Origin of the sequence: Stenotrophomonas sp. TWI377, from assembly GCF_039674525.1 — a bacterium.
Lineage (GTDB): Bacteria > Pseudomonadota > Gammaproteobacteria > Xanthomonadales > Xanthomonadaceae > Stenotrophomonas.
Genome location: NZ_JBDJNT010000014.1, coordinates 23,427 through 35,705 on the forward strand (window position 1 = coordinate 23,427; position 12,279 = coordinate 35,705).

Below are 12,279 nucleotides of genomic sequence, written 5' to 3' on the forward strand. Positions count from 1 at the left end.
CGGGGAGAGCAGTCGATCACCGTCTGGGGACGCGTGAAACGAGCCGTAGTGCTCGTTTTACAGCTTGACGGTTGCGATTTGCAAAAAAAACGTTATTAATGCGCGGTCGCAGGTTCTGCGTCCAAGTGCCCATCGGCAGGGGAGAAACCGTGGGGCTTATCCCAAAAAGCCAGTCGCCTCTTATCGGCGTCGATATCAGCTCGACTGCAGTAAAGCTGTTGCAGTTATCCCGCAGCGGCAATCGTTTCCGCGTGGAACATTACGCCGTGGAACCACTTCCGCCGAATGCGGTCGTGGAAAAGAACATCGTGGAGGTCGAAGCGGTCGGGGAGGCCATTCGACGTGCCGTGAACCGCTCTGGAACCAAGGCACGGCACGCCGCCGCCGCCGTGGCCGGCTCGGCCGTGATCACCAAGCTGATCCCGATGCCTGCCGATCTGGACGAGAACGACATGGAAGCCCAGGTCGAGCTCGAAGCGGTCAACTACATCCCGTACCCGATCGAGGAAGTGAACCTCGATTTCGAAGTGCTGGGTGCGATTCCGAACAACCCGGAAATGGTCCAGGTGCTGTTGGCCGCCTCGCGTTCAGAGAACGTCGAGCTGCGCCAGTCCGCGCTGGAACTGGGCGGGCTGGTGGCACGGGTCATGGACGTGGAGGCCTTCGCGGTCGAGAACGCCTTTGCCCTGGTCGCCAGCGAGCTGCCGGTGGCCAGTGATGGCGTGGTCGCGCTGGTGGACATCGGCGCCACCATGACCACCCTGAACGTCCTGCGCGGTGGCCGCAGCCTGTACAGCCGCGAGCAGGTATTCGGCGGCAAGCAGCTGACCGACGAAGTGATGCGCCGGTATGGGCTGACCTACGAAGAAGCCGGGCTGGCCAAGCGCCAGGGCGGGTTGCCGGAAAGCTACGAGATGGAAGTGCTCGAGCCGTTCAAGGAAGCCACGGTCCAGCAGATCAGCCGTCTGCTGCAGTTCTTCTATGCAGGCAGCGAGTTCAACCGGGTCGATCACATCGTGCTCGCCGGGGGCTGCGCAGCCCTGACCGGCCTGCCGGACATGGTGGAAGAGCAGCTGGGCGTGGCCACCGTGGTGGCCAACCCGCTGGCACAGATGACGCTCGGCCCGAAGGTGCAGGCACATGCCCTGGCCCAGGATGCCCCGGCGCTGATGATCGCCACCGGTCTGGCGCTGAGGAGCTTTGACTGATGGCGCGCATCAATTTATTGCCCTGGCGCGCCGAGCGGCGCAAGCAACGCCAGCGCGACTTCTACGCCATGCTCGGTGCCGCCGCCATCGGTGGGTTGCTGCTGTCGCTGTTGATCTGGTTCTACTACGACCGTCAGGTCAGCGGGCAGAGCGATCGCAACACCTTCCTGCAGGCCGAGATCGAGAAGGTCAAGGAGCAGAACAAGGAGATCGAGCGTCTGGACCGCCAGAAGGACCGCCTGCTGGCGCGCAAGGCCGTGATCGAGGAACTGCAGGCCAAGCGCTCGCAGATGGTGCACCTGTTCGATGCGCTGGTCCGGACCATCCCCGATGGGGTAGTGCTGACCACGCTCAAGCAGGAGGGCGACGTGCTGACGCTGGAAGGCCGCACCCAGTCCAATGCCCGTGTCAGTGCTTACATGCGCAACCTGGAAAGCTCGGGCTGGATGACCAATCCGGAGCTGTCGATCATCGAGGCCAAGGCGCCGGAGCGTGACAGGGCCGGTGCCGCCAGCAGCCCGGTGGCGGACATCAAGTCGCTGCCGTACATGTTCGTGGTCAAGGTCAATCTGCCGGCCCAGAGCAGCGTTACCGAGCTGGCCGCCGATGGCAGCGTGATCGAGCCGACCGCCGATCCGGCACCGCCGGGCGCTACCCCGGTTCCGCCGGTGGCCCCGTTGTCGCCGGCCCCGGCGTCCAACGCACCGGCCTCGCCCGATGCTGCTGATCCGGCCCCGCCGGCCGGCAACAGCCGCATCGTGCCGCCCACGCCCTCCGCGCAACCTGCACAACCGGCGGCGCCGGCCCCGGCCCAGAAGGGGGCCGCCGCATGAGCCAGAAGATCAACCTCAAAGAGCTGGACTTCAACAACATCGGCAATTGGCCGCAGAAGGCCAAGGTCGTGTTCTGCGCGCTGTTGGCGCTGTTCATCGTGATCATGGCCTGGTTCCTGCTGATCAGCGGCAAGCGCGATGAGCTCGCGTCGCTGGAAAGCACCGAGACCCAGCTGCGCACCGAGTTCGAAAAGGAACAGGGCCGCGCGGTCAATCTGGAGCCGCTCAAGCAGCAGCTGACCCAGATGGAGCAGGTGCTGCAGCAGATGCTGCGCCAGCTGCCCAGCAAGACCGAGATGCCTGATCTGATCATCGACATCTCCCAGACCGCGTTGTCCAGCGGCCTGTCCAACGAGTTGTTCCAGCCCGGTGCGGAGCAGCCCAAGGAGTTCTACGCCGAAAAGCCGATCGCCCTGCGCATGGTGGGCAGTTACCACCAGTTCGGCGCGTTCGTCAGTGGTGTGGCCTCGTTGCCGCGTGTGGTCATCCTGACCATGCACGACATCAACCTGAAGCCGAAGGATCCCAAGACCGGCATCACCGCCCGCAGCGGTGCACTGGAGTTGTCCGGAACGGTCAAGACCTACCGTTACCTGGATGACGTGGAGATGGAAGCCCAGGAGAAGGCCGCCGCCGAGAAAGAAAAGGCTGCGAAGGGAGGCCGGAAATGAGCCCTCTGACGTCGACCGCACGGGTAGGTGGTCTGTTGATGGTGGTACTGCTGGCCGGCTGCGCACGCGGCGTGACCAGTACGCCCGGCGATGCACCGAACCTGGAGAAGTGGGTGGCCGACGTGCGTGCACGTCCGGCACCGCCGCTTGAGCCGCTGCCGGTGATGCAGCAGTTCGAGACGTTTGAATATTCCGCGCAGGGGATGCGCGACCCGTTCACCGACGCCTGGACCAATCCGCAAGGGGGATCGGGGCTGCGTCCGGATCCGAACCGCCGCAAGGAGCCGCTGGAAGATTTCCCGCTGGACAGCCTGGACATGGTGGGTTCGATCGGCCGTGGGGGCGGACTCGTCGTGCTGGTGATGGCACCGGACAAGGTCACCTATCGGGTGCGTCCGGGCGTCTATCTGGGGCAGAGCGACGGGCGGGTGACCGGGGTCTTCGAGGACCGGATTGAGCTGATTGAACTGGTGCCGGATGGCGCGGGTGGCTGGCTGGAACGGCCGGCAACGCTCGCGCTTGAAGATCAATGAATGATTATGGGGATAGCACGATGACCTTTTCCAACGCCATGCGGCTGCGTTCCGTCCGGCGCCAGAAGTTGCTTCACCTGTGCGCGCTGGGAGTCGCGCTCATGGTGGCCAACGGCACGCTGATGGCGGCCACGCCCAGCGGCGCAGTGCCCAAACCGGCGGCCACCACCGCGCCGGCGACCGCCCCGGCTTCGCTGTCGGTGTCCAAGATCGACTTCAAGCGCGGCGACGATGGCGCCGGCCGGCTGATCCTGCAGTTCGATGGCCAGGGCGCGAGCCCGGATCTGCGCAGCCAGGGCAACAGCGTCGTGATCGACGTCGGCAACGCACGCCTGCCGGAAAACCTGCAGAAGTCGATCAACGTGACCGACTTCGCCACGCCCGTGCAGCGCATCGATCCCAAGCCGTATGGCGGCGGCACGCAGCTGGTGCTCAACACCAACACCGCGTTCGAGTCGCTGGCCTACCAGAGCGGCAACGAATACGTGGTCGAGATCAGCCCGCGCCAGGCCGCCCCGGCGACGGGCGCGGTCACCGCCAGCTCGGTCAGTCAGGCCGCGGCGGCCCTGGGCCAGCGCGGCTACAGCGGCAAGCCGGTCACCTTCAACTTCCAGGACGTGCCGGTACGCACCGTGCTGCAGCTGGTCGCGGAGGAATCCAACCTCAACGTGGTCGCCTCCGACAGCGTGCAGGGCAACGTGACCCTGCGCCTGATCAACGTGCCGTGGGACCAGGCGCTGGACATCGTGCTGCGGGCCAAGGGCCTGGACAAGCGTCGCGATGGCGGCGTGATCTGGGTGGCACCGCAGCCGGAACTGGCCAAGTTCGAGCAGGACAAGGAAGACGCGCGCATCGCGATCGAGAACCGCGAGGATCTGGTCACCGATTACGTGCAGATCAACTACCACAACGCCGGGGCGATCTTCAAAGCGCTGACCGAAGCCAAGGGTATCGGCAGCAGCAGCGGTGGCAGTGGTGGCAGCTCGCAGGAAGACAGCGGGTTCCTGTCCTCGCGCGGCCGTATCGTGGCCGACGAGCGCACCAACACCCTGATGATCAGCGACATTCCGAAGAAGATCGCGCGCATGCGTGAGCTCATCAGCGTGATCGACCGTCCGGTCGACCAGGTGCTGATCGAAAGCCGGATCGTGATCGCCACCGATACCTTCGCGCGTGAACTCGGCGCCAAGTTCGGCATCAGCGGCAGCCGCCAGGACGTGTTCTTCGGGGCCAACACCGATCAGAACCACAACAACATCAACGACCGCGGCACCAAGGACACCGAGTACCAGAAGGCGATCAACGAGTGGGTGGCCGGTGGCCGCACCGGCGCGATCCCGGTGCGTGGTGCGACCAAGTTCGCCGAAGGCCTGAACTGGAACCTGCCGGTGGCGGCGATCAACAACCCCGGTTCGCTGGCGCTGTCGATCCTCAATGCCGGTTACCTGCTGGATGTGGAGCTCTCGGCGATGCAGGCCGAATCGCGCGGCGAAGTCATCTCCAACCCGCGCGTGGTGACCACCAACCAGCGCGAAGCGGTGATCAAGCAGGGTAAGGAAATCGGCTACGTCACCATCAGCGGTGGTGGTGCGGCCGGCGCCGCGGCCCAGCCCAATGTCCAGTTCAAGGAAGTGGTGCTGGAGCTGAAGGTCACCCCGACCATCACCAACGACAACCGTGTGTTCCTCAACATGGCGGTCAAGAAGGATGAAGTGGAGAGCTACATCCTGCTGGCAGGCTATGGCCAGGTCCCGACCATCAACCGCCGCGAAGTGAATACCGCGGTGCTGGTGGACGACGGCCAGACCGTGGTGATCGGTGGCGTGTACGAGTTCACCGACCGCACCAGCATCAACAAGGTGCCGTTCCTGGGCGACGTGCCGTTCCTGGGCAATCTGTTCAAGAAGCGCAGCCGCAACAAGGACAAGGCCGAACTGCTGGTGTTCGTGACCCCGAAGGTGCTGCGCGTGGCCAAGGCCAATCCGGCCGTCAACTGAGCCGCACCGCTGCTGCAATGACGAAAGGGCCGCCCCGTGCGGCCCTTTCTGCGTTCAGCCAATCTTGATGTCGTAACCGGCGCTGTCCTGCCATCATGGCGATGGAACCTCTGCCCACCGTGGAGGTCACATGGATGCCATGAATCTGCCGCCCCCCATGCCCGATACCCCCACGCCCGCTCCGGTGGAGCACGACCGCCTGCATGAGGCCTTCCGCGCGCTGCGCGACGGCCTGTCCTCCGAGATCGTCGGCCAGAGCGCGCTCGTCGAGCGCCTGCTGACCGCATTGCTGGCCGATGGTCACCTGCTGGTCGAGGGTGCCCCCGGCCTGGCCAAGACCACCGCGATCCGTGCGCTGGCCGCCCGGCTGGATGCGGATTTCTCACGCGTGCAGTTCACCCCGGATCTGCTCCCGGCCGATCTGACCGGTACCGAGATCTGGCGCCCGCAGGAAGGCCGCTTCGAATTCGTGCCCGGTCCGATCTTCCATCCGATCCTGCTTGCCGACGAAATCAACCGTGCCCCGGCCAAGGTGCAGTCCGCGCTGCTTGAAGCGATGGGCGAACGCCAGGTCACCGTCGGCCGCCATACCTATCCGCTGCCGTCGCTGTTCCTGGTGATGGCCACGCAGAACCCGATCGAGCAGGAGGGCACCTTCCCGCTGCCCGAAGCCCAGCTCGACCGCTTCCTGATGCATGTAAGAATCGGTTATCCGGATTCGGAGGCGGAAACCGAAATCCTGCGCCTGGCCCGCGAGCGTGCGCGCGAAGCGCTGTCCACCCCGGCCGCCGCGCCCGCCCGCATGCCGTTGAGCGATGTGTTCGCCGCTCGCAAGGCCGTGCTCTCGCTGCATGTCGCGCCCGCGCTGGAGCGCTATCTCATCGAGATCGTGCTGGCCTCGCGCGATGCCGCGCGTTACGACCCGGCGCTGGCCCGGCGCATCGCGTGGGGCGCGAGCCCCCGTGGCTCGATCGCGCTGGAGCGCTGCGCCCGCGCCCGGGCCTGGTTGGCCGGCCGCGACTTCGTCACCCCGGAAGATGTGCGCAACGTTGCGCCCGACGTGCTGCGGCACCGCGTGCTGCCCAGCTATGAAGCCACCGCCGAAGGCTGGGATGGCGAGCGCCTGGTCGCCGAGCTGCTGGCCCGCGTGCCGGCGCCCTGAGCACGATGGATACGCCCGTGCATACGGCCACGCCGCTTGAAGGCGATGGCCTGCGGCCGCGTCTGGCCGAGCTGGTGGCATTGCGCCGCAGTGCGCACCGCGCGCCGCCGGCGCGGCGTGGCCGTCTGGGTCACGCCGGCAGTGCGCCGTCGCCCGCGCGCGGGCGTGGGATGGAATACGCCGAGTCCCGCGACTATGTACCGGGCGATGACGCGCGGCATATCGACTGGCGCGTCACCGCGCGTACCGGGCGCGCGCATACCAAACTCTTTCAGGCCGAGCGCGAACGCTTGACGCTGCTGGTCGCCGATACCGATCCGGTGCTGTATTTCGGCACCCGGGTCCGCTTCAAATCCGTGCAGGCCGCGCGCGTCGGTGCGGTTGCGGCGTGGTTGGCGCAGCGCCAGGGCGACCGCCTGGCTGCGGTGCGTGGCAGCACCCAGGAGCCGCCGATCGCACCGGCCGGCGGCACCCGCGGTGTATTGCGCGTGCTTGACGCCCTGACCCGCTGGTATGCCGATCCGCCTGCCGAGGACGCCGGCCTGGATCGGGCGCTGGAGCAGGCGGCACGTCTGCTGCGCCCCGGTGCCCGTGTGGTGGTGCTGGCCGATCCGGCGCGCGCCGCCACCATCAGCAGCGCACGCTGGGCCGCATTGGCCATGCACCACGAGGTGGTGGTGATGCTGCTGGTCGATCCGCTGGAGCTGGCACCGCCGGCCGATGCGCTGCCGTTTCTTTCGCAGGGGCGTCGCGTGCTGCTGGATCTGGGTAGCGCCGCGGTGCGTGAGCACTGGCGCGAACGCTTCGTTGCGCCCCTGGAAGCGCTGCAGAACCGCTTGGCGGCTCGGCGCATCCAGGTGCATGTGGTGGCCACCGACGATGCCAGCGACAGCTGGCTCAGCCCCTTGCCGACGGCGGTGGTGGCATGAGCGCCGCCGCATCGCTGCCGTTGCGCGATGTGCAGCTGCCGCCGTCACCGCCCTGGTGGCCGCCCGCGCCGGGCTGGTGGCTGGTGTTCGGCGCGATCGTGCTGGTGGTGGCGGGAATCTGGGTCTGGCACTGGCGCCAACGGCGCGCGCGCCAGCGCTGGCTGGCGCTGTTCGATGCACAGGTGGCCCAGGCCGGTTCGCCGGTGCTGGAGGTGGCGGCGATCGCCGAGCTGTTGCGCCGCGCGGCACGTCAGTCCCAGCCCGGGGCGGAACGTCTGCAGGGCGACGCGTGGCTCGCGTTCCTGGATGAGAAGAACAGCCGGGCGTTTTCCGAGGGCGATGGTGCGCTGCTGCTCGATGGTGGCTATCGACCGAGCGTGGATGCCGAGGCGGTGCAGCGGCTGCGCGTGCTGGCCCGCCGCCGTTATCTGTCGCTGCTGACGGAGCGGCGCTGATGATCGCGATGACGATGCCCACGTGGTTGACCTGGGTGGACAGCCTGGCGTGGCCGTGGATGTTGTGGGCGCTGCCCTTGCCGATCCTGATGCACTGGTGGCCATCGCGGCCCGGGGCGGGGGCCGCGTTGCGGGTGCCGTATGCGGCCGATCAGCTGCAGTCGCTCGGGGCTGCCTCGGGCGGTGCCGGGCCACGACTGGGGCGCGCGCTGCTATGGCTGGCGTGGGCCTGCCTGTGCGTGGCCGCCGCGCGACCGCAGCAGCTGGGCGAAGCGGTGACGCCGCCACAGCAGGGCCGGCAGATGATGCTGGCGGTGGACGTCTCCGGCAGCATGAGCGAAGCGGACATGATGCTTGGCAATCAGGTGGTCGAGCGGCTGACCGCGGCCAAGGCCGTGCTCGCCGATTTCCTCGATCGCCGTGTGGGCGATCGTGTCGGCCTGCTGATCTTCGGTGAGCGTGCCTATACGCTGACCCCGTTGACGGCCGACCTCACCAGCGTGCGTGACCAGCTGCGCGACAGCGTGGTCGGCCTGGCCGGGCGCGAGACCGCGATCGGCGATGCGATCGCGCTGGCGGTCAAACGCCTGCGCGAACAGCCGGAAGGGCAGCGCGTGCTGATCCTGCTCACCGACGGGGTCAGCAATGCCGGCGTGCTCGAACCGCTGCGCGCGGCCGAGCTGGCCCAGGCCGAAGGTGTGCGCGTCTATACGGTGGCCTTCGGCGGCGACGGGGGCATCAGCCTGTTTGGCGTGCAGATCGCCCCCGGCGAAGACCCGGTCGACGAAGCAACCCTGAACAAGATTGCCGAGCTCACCGGCGGCCGCTCGTTCCGTGCGCGCAATACCGATGAGCTGGCCGGCATCTATGCCGAGCTGGAACGGCTGGAGCCGGTCAAATCGGCGGGCCCGGCGGTGCGGCCGCGGATCGAACGCTACGCCCCGCCGCTGGCACTGGCGTTGCTGCTGGCCGGCTTGGCGGGGTTGTTGCCGAGGCGCTGGACATGAGCGCGAGCTGGAACGCCCTGCATTTTGTCCGCCCCGATGCCTTGTGGGCGCTGCTCGTGCTGCCGCTGCTGGTCGCGATCTGGTGGCTGCGTCGCCGTCGCGCCAATGTCTGGCGTCAGACGGTGGATGCGCATCTGCTGCGCCATCTGCTGGTCGGCCGCGACCGTCGCGCCTGGGGCGGGTTGATCCTGCTGCTGCTTGGCACGGCGACCGCCATCGTGGCGCTGGCCGGTCCTTCATGGCGACAGGTCGCACAGCCGCTGTGGCAGACGCCGTCGCCGCTGGTGGTCGCGCTGGATCTCTCTTCGCGGGTGACCGCGACCGATCTGCCACCGTCGCGCCTGCTGCAGGCGCGCGCCAAGCTGGCCACGCTGCTGCGCGAGCGCCAGGGCGGCGAAGTCGCGCTGCTCGTCTACGCCGACGATGCCTACACCGTGGCGCCGCTGACCGACGACATGGCCAATGTCGCGCTGTATCTGGATGCGCTGGCGCCGGATGTGATGCCGCGCGATGGCCAGCGTGCCGACCGTGCGCTGGAGACGGCGGTGAAGCTGCTGCAGCAATCCGGCGCACGCGGTGGCGACATTCTCCTGCTCACCGATCGCGCCGATGCGGATGCCGAACAGGCTGCTGCCTCGGCACGCGCGCAGGGCTTCGTGGTCTCCGTGCTCGGGCTGGGTACGCCGCAGGGCGCGGCCTACCGCAACGGCGAGGGTCAGATCGTGCCGGCGCGGCTGGAGGAGGGCACGCTGCGGGGTGTCGCCAGCCGTGGCGGCGGCCGCTATGCGCGTATCGCCTCCGATGACAAGGATCTCGCGGCGCTGGACGTATTGACCCCGCGGGTCAGTGCCGATGACAGCCGCGAAGGGCAGGGCCGCACGTGGCACGATGAAGGGTTCTGGCTGTTGCCACCGCTGATGCTGCTGGCCCTGTTCGCCTTCCGGCGGCGCGGCGCGCTGGCCGTGCTGGTGATGATGGCGGCGCTGCCGATGGCGCTGCCGACGACGGCACATGCCGCCGAGGGAACGTGGTGGCAACGCGCCGACCAGGTCGATCAGCAACGCCTGTCCACCGGTGTGGATGCGTACCGCAAGGGTGACTTCAAGGCGGCGCAGCAGCAGTTCGAGGGCATCGATACGGATGCCGGCTGGTACAACCTGGGCAACGCGCTGGCGCGACAGGGCCAGTACGACGCCGCCATCGAGGCCTACGACCGTGCGCTGAAGCAGCATCCGGGCATGGCCGATGCGGTCGCCAACCGCGCCGCCGTCGATGCCGCCCGCAAGCGCAAGCCGCCACAGAACAACGATCAGAACAACGATCAGAAGGACGGGAAAAAGCCGCCCTCCGACCCGCCCGATCCCGGCAAGAACCCGGGTCAGGGTAACGACGGTCAGTCCTCGCCGCCGCAGGACAAGGGCGAACAGGGGCAGTCACCGCCGCCGGCATCCGGTGATCCAAAGGATGGCCAATCCGAGGGCGGGAAGTCGCCACAGGCCGCCGACAGCCAGGCGCAGGCCCAGGCTGACGCGGCCCAGCGCGAGCGCATGCAGCAGGCGATGCAGCGCCAGGGGCAGAACGACGGCAACGACAAGGCGCAGGGCCAGGTCAGCGGCACCCCGCAGCAGCGTGAGCAGCAGCAGGCGGTCGAGGCGTGGATGCGGCGGGTACCGGATGACCCCGGCAGCCTGCTGCGGGCCAAGTTCCAGCTGGAAAACGAACGCAGGAAACGGGAAGGGCGATGACACATTCCACGATACAGCGCTGGTTGCGCGCCGGGCTTGCCCTGCTGCTGTGCGCGAGCATGGCCGCGCACGCGCAGACCCGCGCCTGGCTCGACCGCGAGCAGATCACCGACAGCGATACCGTCACCCTCAACATCGAATCCGATGCGGGCGGCGGCGCGCCGGACTATGGCCCGCTGCGGACCGACTTCGATCTCAGCAGCCAGACCAGCAGCCGCCAGGTGCAGTGGAGCAACGGCGCGATGACCTCGCGCGCGCTGTATGCCGTCGCGCTCAGCCCGAAGCGCACCGGCACCCTGCAGATTCCTGCGCTGCAGGTGGGCAGCAGCCGCACCCAGCCGCTGACCCTGCAGGTCGGCGCCGGCAGCGCGTCCGCCCCCGCGGCCGCCCGTGGTGATGCCGCGGCCTTCCTCGAAACCGAGGTCGACGATCCCACGCCCTATGTGCAGCAGAGTGTCGGCGTGGTGGTGCGCCTGTTCTACGCCGCGCAACTGCTCAGTGGCGAACTGGTGCTCGATACACCGGCCGGCGCCTCGCTGCAGCGGGTGGGCGATGACCGCACCCTGGTGCGCGAGGTCAATGGGCGCCGCTACAACGTGGTGGAACGGCGCTTCCTGCTGATTCCCGAGCGCAGCGGGCCGCTGGTGCTGCCGGCCGCGCAGTTCAACGGGCGCAGCGCGGGCGGCTTCTTCAATGACATGTTCGGCGGCGATGGCCGCCTGCGTGCCGCATCGGCCGAGCGCACGCTGCAGGTCCAGGCGCAACCCGCTTCTGCACCGCAGCCGTGGCTGCCGCTGCACGGGCTGCGCCTGCGCTACACCGCAGCGCCCACCACCGGCCGTGCCGGTGAGGCGGCCACGATCGTGGTGGAGGCCGTGGCCGACGGCGCGACCAAGGCGCAGTTCCCTGAGCTGCCCGTGCCCGATGTCGGCCCCGGCGCGCAGGTGTTCGCCGAGCCGCCGCAGTTCGATGAAACCTTCAACGGCAACACCCCACAGCTCAAGCTGACCCGGCGTTTTGCGATCGTGCCGCGCCAGGCCGGGCCGCTGACCGTGCCGGGGCTGCGCATGGCGTGGTGGGATGTGGCCGCCGGGCAGCCGCGCAGTGCCAGCCTGCCGGACCTGCCACTGGACATCGCTGCCGGGGTGGCCGGCAGTACCGCGCCGGCGCTGCCGGTGGACACCACCTCGGCGCTGCCGGGCGAACCGGCGGCGGCCTCCTCCGATCTGCAGCTGGCGCCGGCGCAGGGCGCGCCGCGGCCGTGGGGCTGGATCGCGCTGTCGGCGGGCCTGGCCCTGCTGTGGCTGCTGACCCTGGTCTGGGGCTGGCGCCGACGCGGTCGTCCTGTCGCCGTGCCCGGTGCCGAAGCGGGTGTGCCGGTCGCTCCGTCCGGGAGCCCGTACACGCGTGCCGACCTGCGCCGCGCGATGGAAGCGGGTGGGCTGGACGAGATCATCGCCGTGCTGGCTGGCATGGGCGGCGTGCAGACCTTGGAGCAGGTGCTGGAGCGCCTCGACAACCCCCAGCAGCGCGACACGTTGCTCCAGATGCAGGCGGTCCGCTGGGGCGGGCAGGGCGGTGATGTGGGCCAGGCACGGCAGGCGCTGCGGCGCGCCTTCCATGACGGACCGCACTGGCGGGCCCGTGCGGCCGCGCAGAACAATGGCCTCGCGCCGTTGTATCCATCCGCGCATTCATAAAAAGGCGTGTCGGTCAGGGCGGCCGGCTTTGCTAAGCTG

11 protein-coding genes are annotated in these 12,279 nt (G+C 68.3%); all 11 read left to right on the top strand.

The window, feature by feature from the left end:
* The first annotated feature begins 149 nt into the window (after positions 1-149).
* On the top strand, positions 150-1,208 hold the full coding sequence (locus tag ABE546_RS12860; protein ID WP_019183880.1) for a pilus assembly protein PilM: 1,059 nt from the start codon (positions 150-152) through the stop codon (positions 1,206-1,208).
* Positions 1,208-2,041 carry a PilN domain-containing protein gene (locus ABE546_RS12865; RefSeq protein WP_346463974.1) on the top strand — a complete coding sequence of 278 codons (834 nt, stop codon included), beginning with the start codon at positions 1,208-1,210 and terminating at the stop codon, positions 2,039-2,041. The genes ABE546_RS12860 and ABE546_RS12865 overlap by 1 nt, the downstream gene beginning before the upstream one ends.
* Positions 2,038-2,712, top strand: coding sequence for a type 4a pilus biogenesis protein PilO (locus ABE546_RS12870; RefSeq protein ID WP_121039421.1), 675 nt, complete (start codon positions 2,038-2,040; stop codon positions 2,710-2,712). The genes ABE546_RS12865 and ABE546_RS12870 overlap by 4 nt, the downstream gene beginning before the upstream one ends.
* 38 nt (positions 2,713-2,750) lie before the next feature.
* Positions 2,751-3,245 carry a pilus assembly protein PilP gene (locus ABE546_RS12875; protein WP_226956626.1) on the top strand — a complete coding sequence of 165 codons (495 nt, stop codon included), beginning with the start codon at positions 2,751-2,753 and terminating at the stop codon, positions 3,243-3,245.
* 20 nt (positions 3,246-3,265) lie between these two features.
* Entirely contained in the window at positions 3,266-5,242 is a 1,977-nt protein-coding gene (locus ABE546_RS12880; RefSeq protein WP_346463976.1) for a type IV pilus secretin PilQ family protein, read from the top strand.
* Positions 5,243-5,381: 139 nt separating this feature from the next.
* The gene (locus ABE546_RS12885) at positions 5,382-6,404 is read left to right on the top strand and encodes a MoxR family ATPase (RefSeq protein WP_121041204.1); all 1,023 of its coding nucleotides are present in this window, start codon (positions 5,382-5,384) and stop codon (positions 6,402-6,404) included.
* 5 nt (positions 6,405-6,409) lie between these two features.
* The gene (locus ABE546_RS12890; RefSeq protein ID WP_313209988.1) at positions 6,410-7,333 is read left to right on the top strand and encodes a DUF58 domain-containing protein; all 924 of its coding nucleotides are present in this window, start codon (positions 6,410-6,412) and stop codon (positions 7,331-7,333) included.
* Entirely contained in the window at positions 7,330-7,788 is a 459-nt protein-coding gene (locus ABE546_RS12895) for a DUF4381 domain-containing protein (protein ID WP_346463978.1), read from the top strand. Before ABE546_RS12890 ends, ABE546_RS12895 begins: the two co-directional genes overlap by 4 nt.
* 8 nt (positions 7,789-7,796) lie before the next feature.
* Complete coding sequence (locus tag ABE546_RS12900) at positions 7,797-8,795, top strand: VWA domain-containing protein (protein WP_346464016.1); 999 nt, start codon at positions 7,797-7,799, stop codon at positions 8,793-8,795.
* Positions 8,792-10,540: a VWA domain-containing protein gene (locus tag ABE546_RS12905; protein WP_346463980.1), complete on the top strand. Its 1,749-nt coding sequence runs from the start codon at positions 8,792-8,794 to the stop codon at positions 10,538-10,540. The genes ABE546_RS12900 and ABE546_RS12905 overlap by 4 nt, the downstream gene beginning before the upstream one ends.
* Positions 10,537-12,240, top strand: a complete 1,704-nt coding sequence (locus ABE546_RS12910; RefSeq protein ID WP_346463982.1) for a BatD family protein — start codon at positions 10,537-10,539, stop codon at positions 12,238-12,240. Before ABE546_RS12905 ends, ABE546_RS12910 begins: the two co-directional genes overlap by 4 nt.
* The last annotated feature ends 39 nt before the right edge of the window (positions 12,241-12,279 follow it).

What these genes read in the sequence shown, in the direction of transcription:
- ABE546_RS12865 (WP_346463974.1), top strand. Translation starts at nt 1,208, where the DNA reads ATGGCGCGCATCAATTTATTGCCCTGGCGCGCCGAGCGGCGCAAGCAA.
- ABE546_RS12870 (WP_121039421.1), top strand. Translation starts at nt 2,038, where the DNA reads ATGAGCCAGAAGATCAACCTCAAAGAGCTGGACTTCAACAACATCGGC.
- ABE546_RS12875 (WP_226956626.1), top strand. Translation starts at nt 2,751, where the DNA reads ATGGTGGTACTGCTGGCCGGCTGCGCACGCGGCGTGACCAGTACGCCC.
- ABE546_RS12880 (WP_346463976.1), top strand. Translation starts at nt 3,266, where the DNA reads ATGACCTTTTCCAACGCCATGCGGCTGCGTTCCGTCCGGCGCCAGAAG.
- ABE546_RS12885 (WP_121041204.1), top strand. Translation starts at nt 5,382, where the DNA reads ATGAATCTGCCGCCCCCCATGCCCGATACCCCCACGCCCGCTCCGGTG.
- ABE546_RS12890 (WP_313209988.1), top strand. Translation starts at nt 6,410, where the DNA reads ATGGATACGCCCGTGCATACGGCCACGCCGCTTGAAGGCGATGGCCTG.
- ABE546_RS12895 (WP_346463978.1), top strand. Translation starts at nt 7,330, where the DNA reads ATGAGCGCCGCCGCATCGCTGCCGTTGCGCGATGTGCAGCTGCCGCCG.
- ABE546_RS12900 (WP_346464016.1), top strand. Translation starts at nt 7,797, where the DNA reads ATGACGATGCCCACGTGGTTGACCTGGGTGGACAGCCTGGCGTGGCCG.
- ABE546_RS12905 (WP_346463980.1), top strand. Translation starts at nt 8,792, where the DNA reads ATGAGCGCGAGCTGGAACGCCCTGCATTTTGTCCGCCCCGATGCCTTG.
- ABE546_RS12910 (WP_346463982.1), top strand. Translation starts at nt 10,537, where the DNA reads ATGACACATTCCACGATACAGCGCTGGTTGCGCGCCGGGCTTGCCCTG.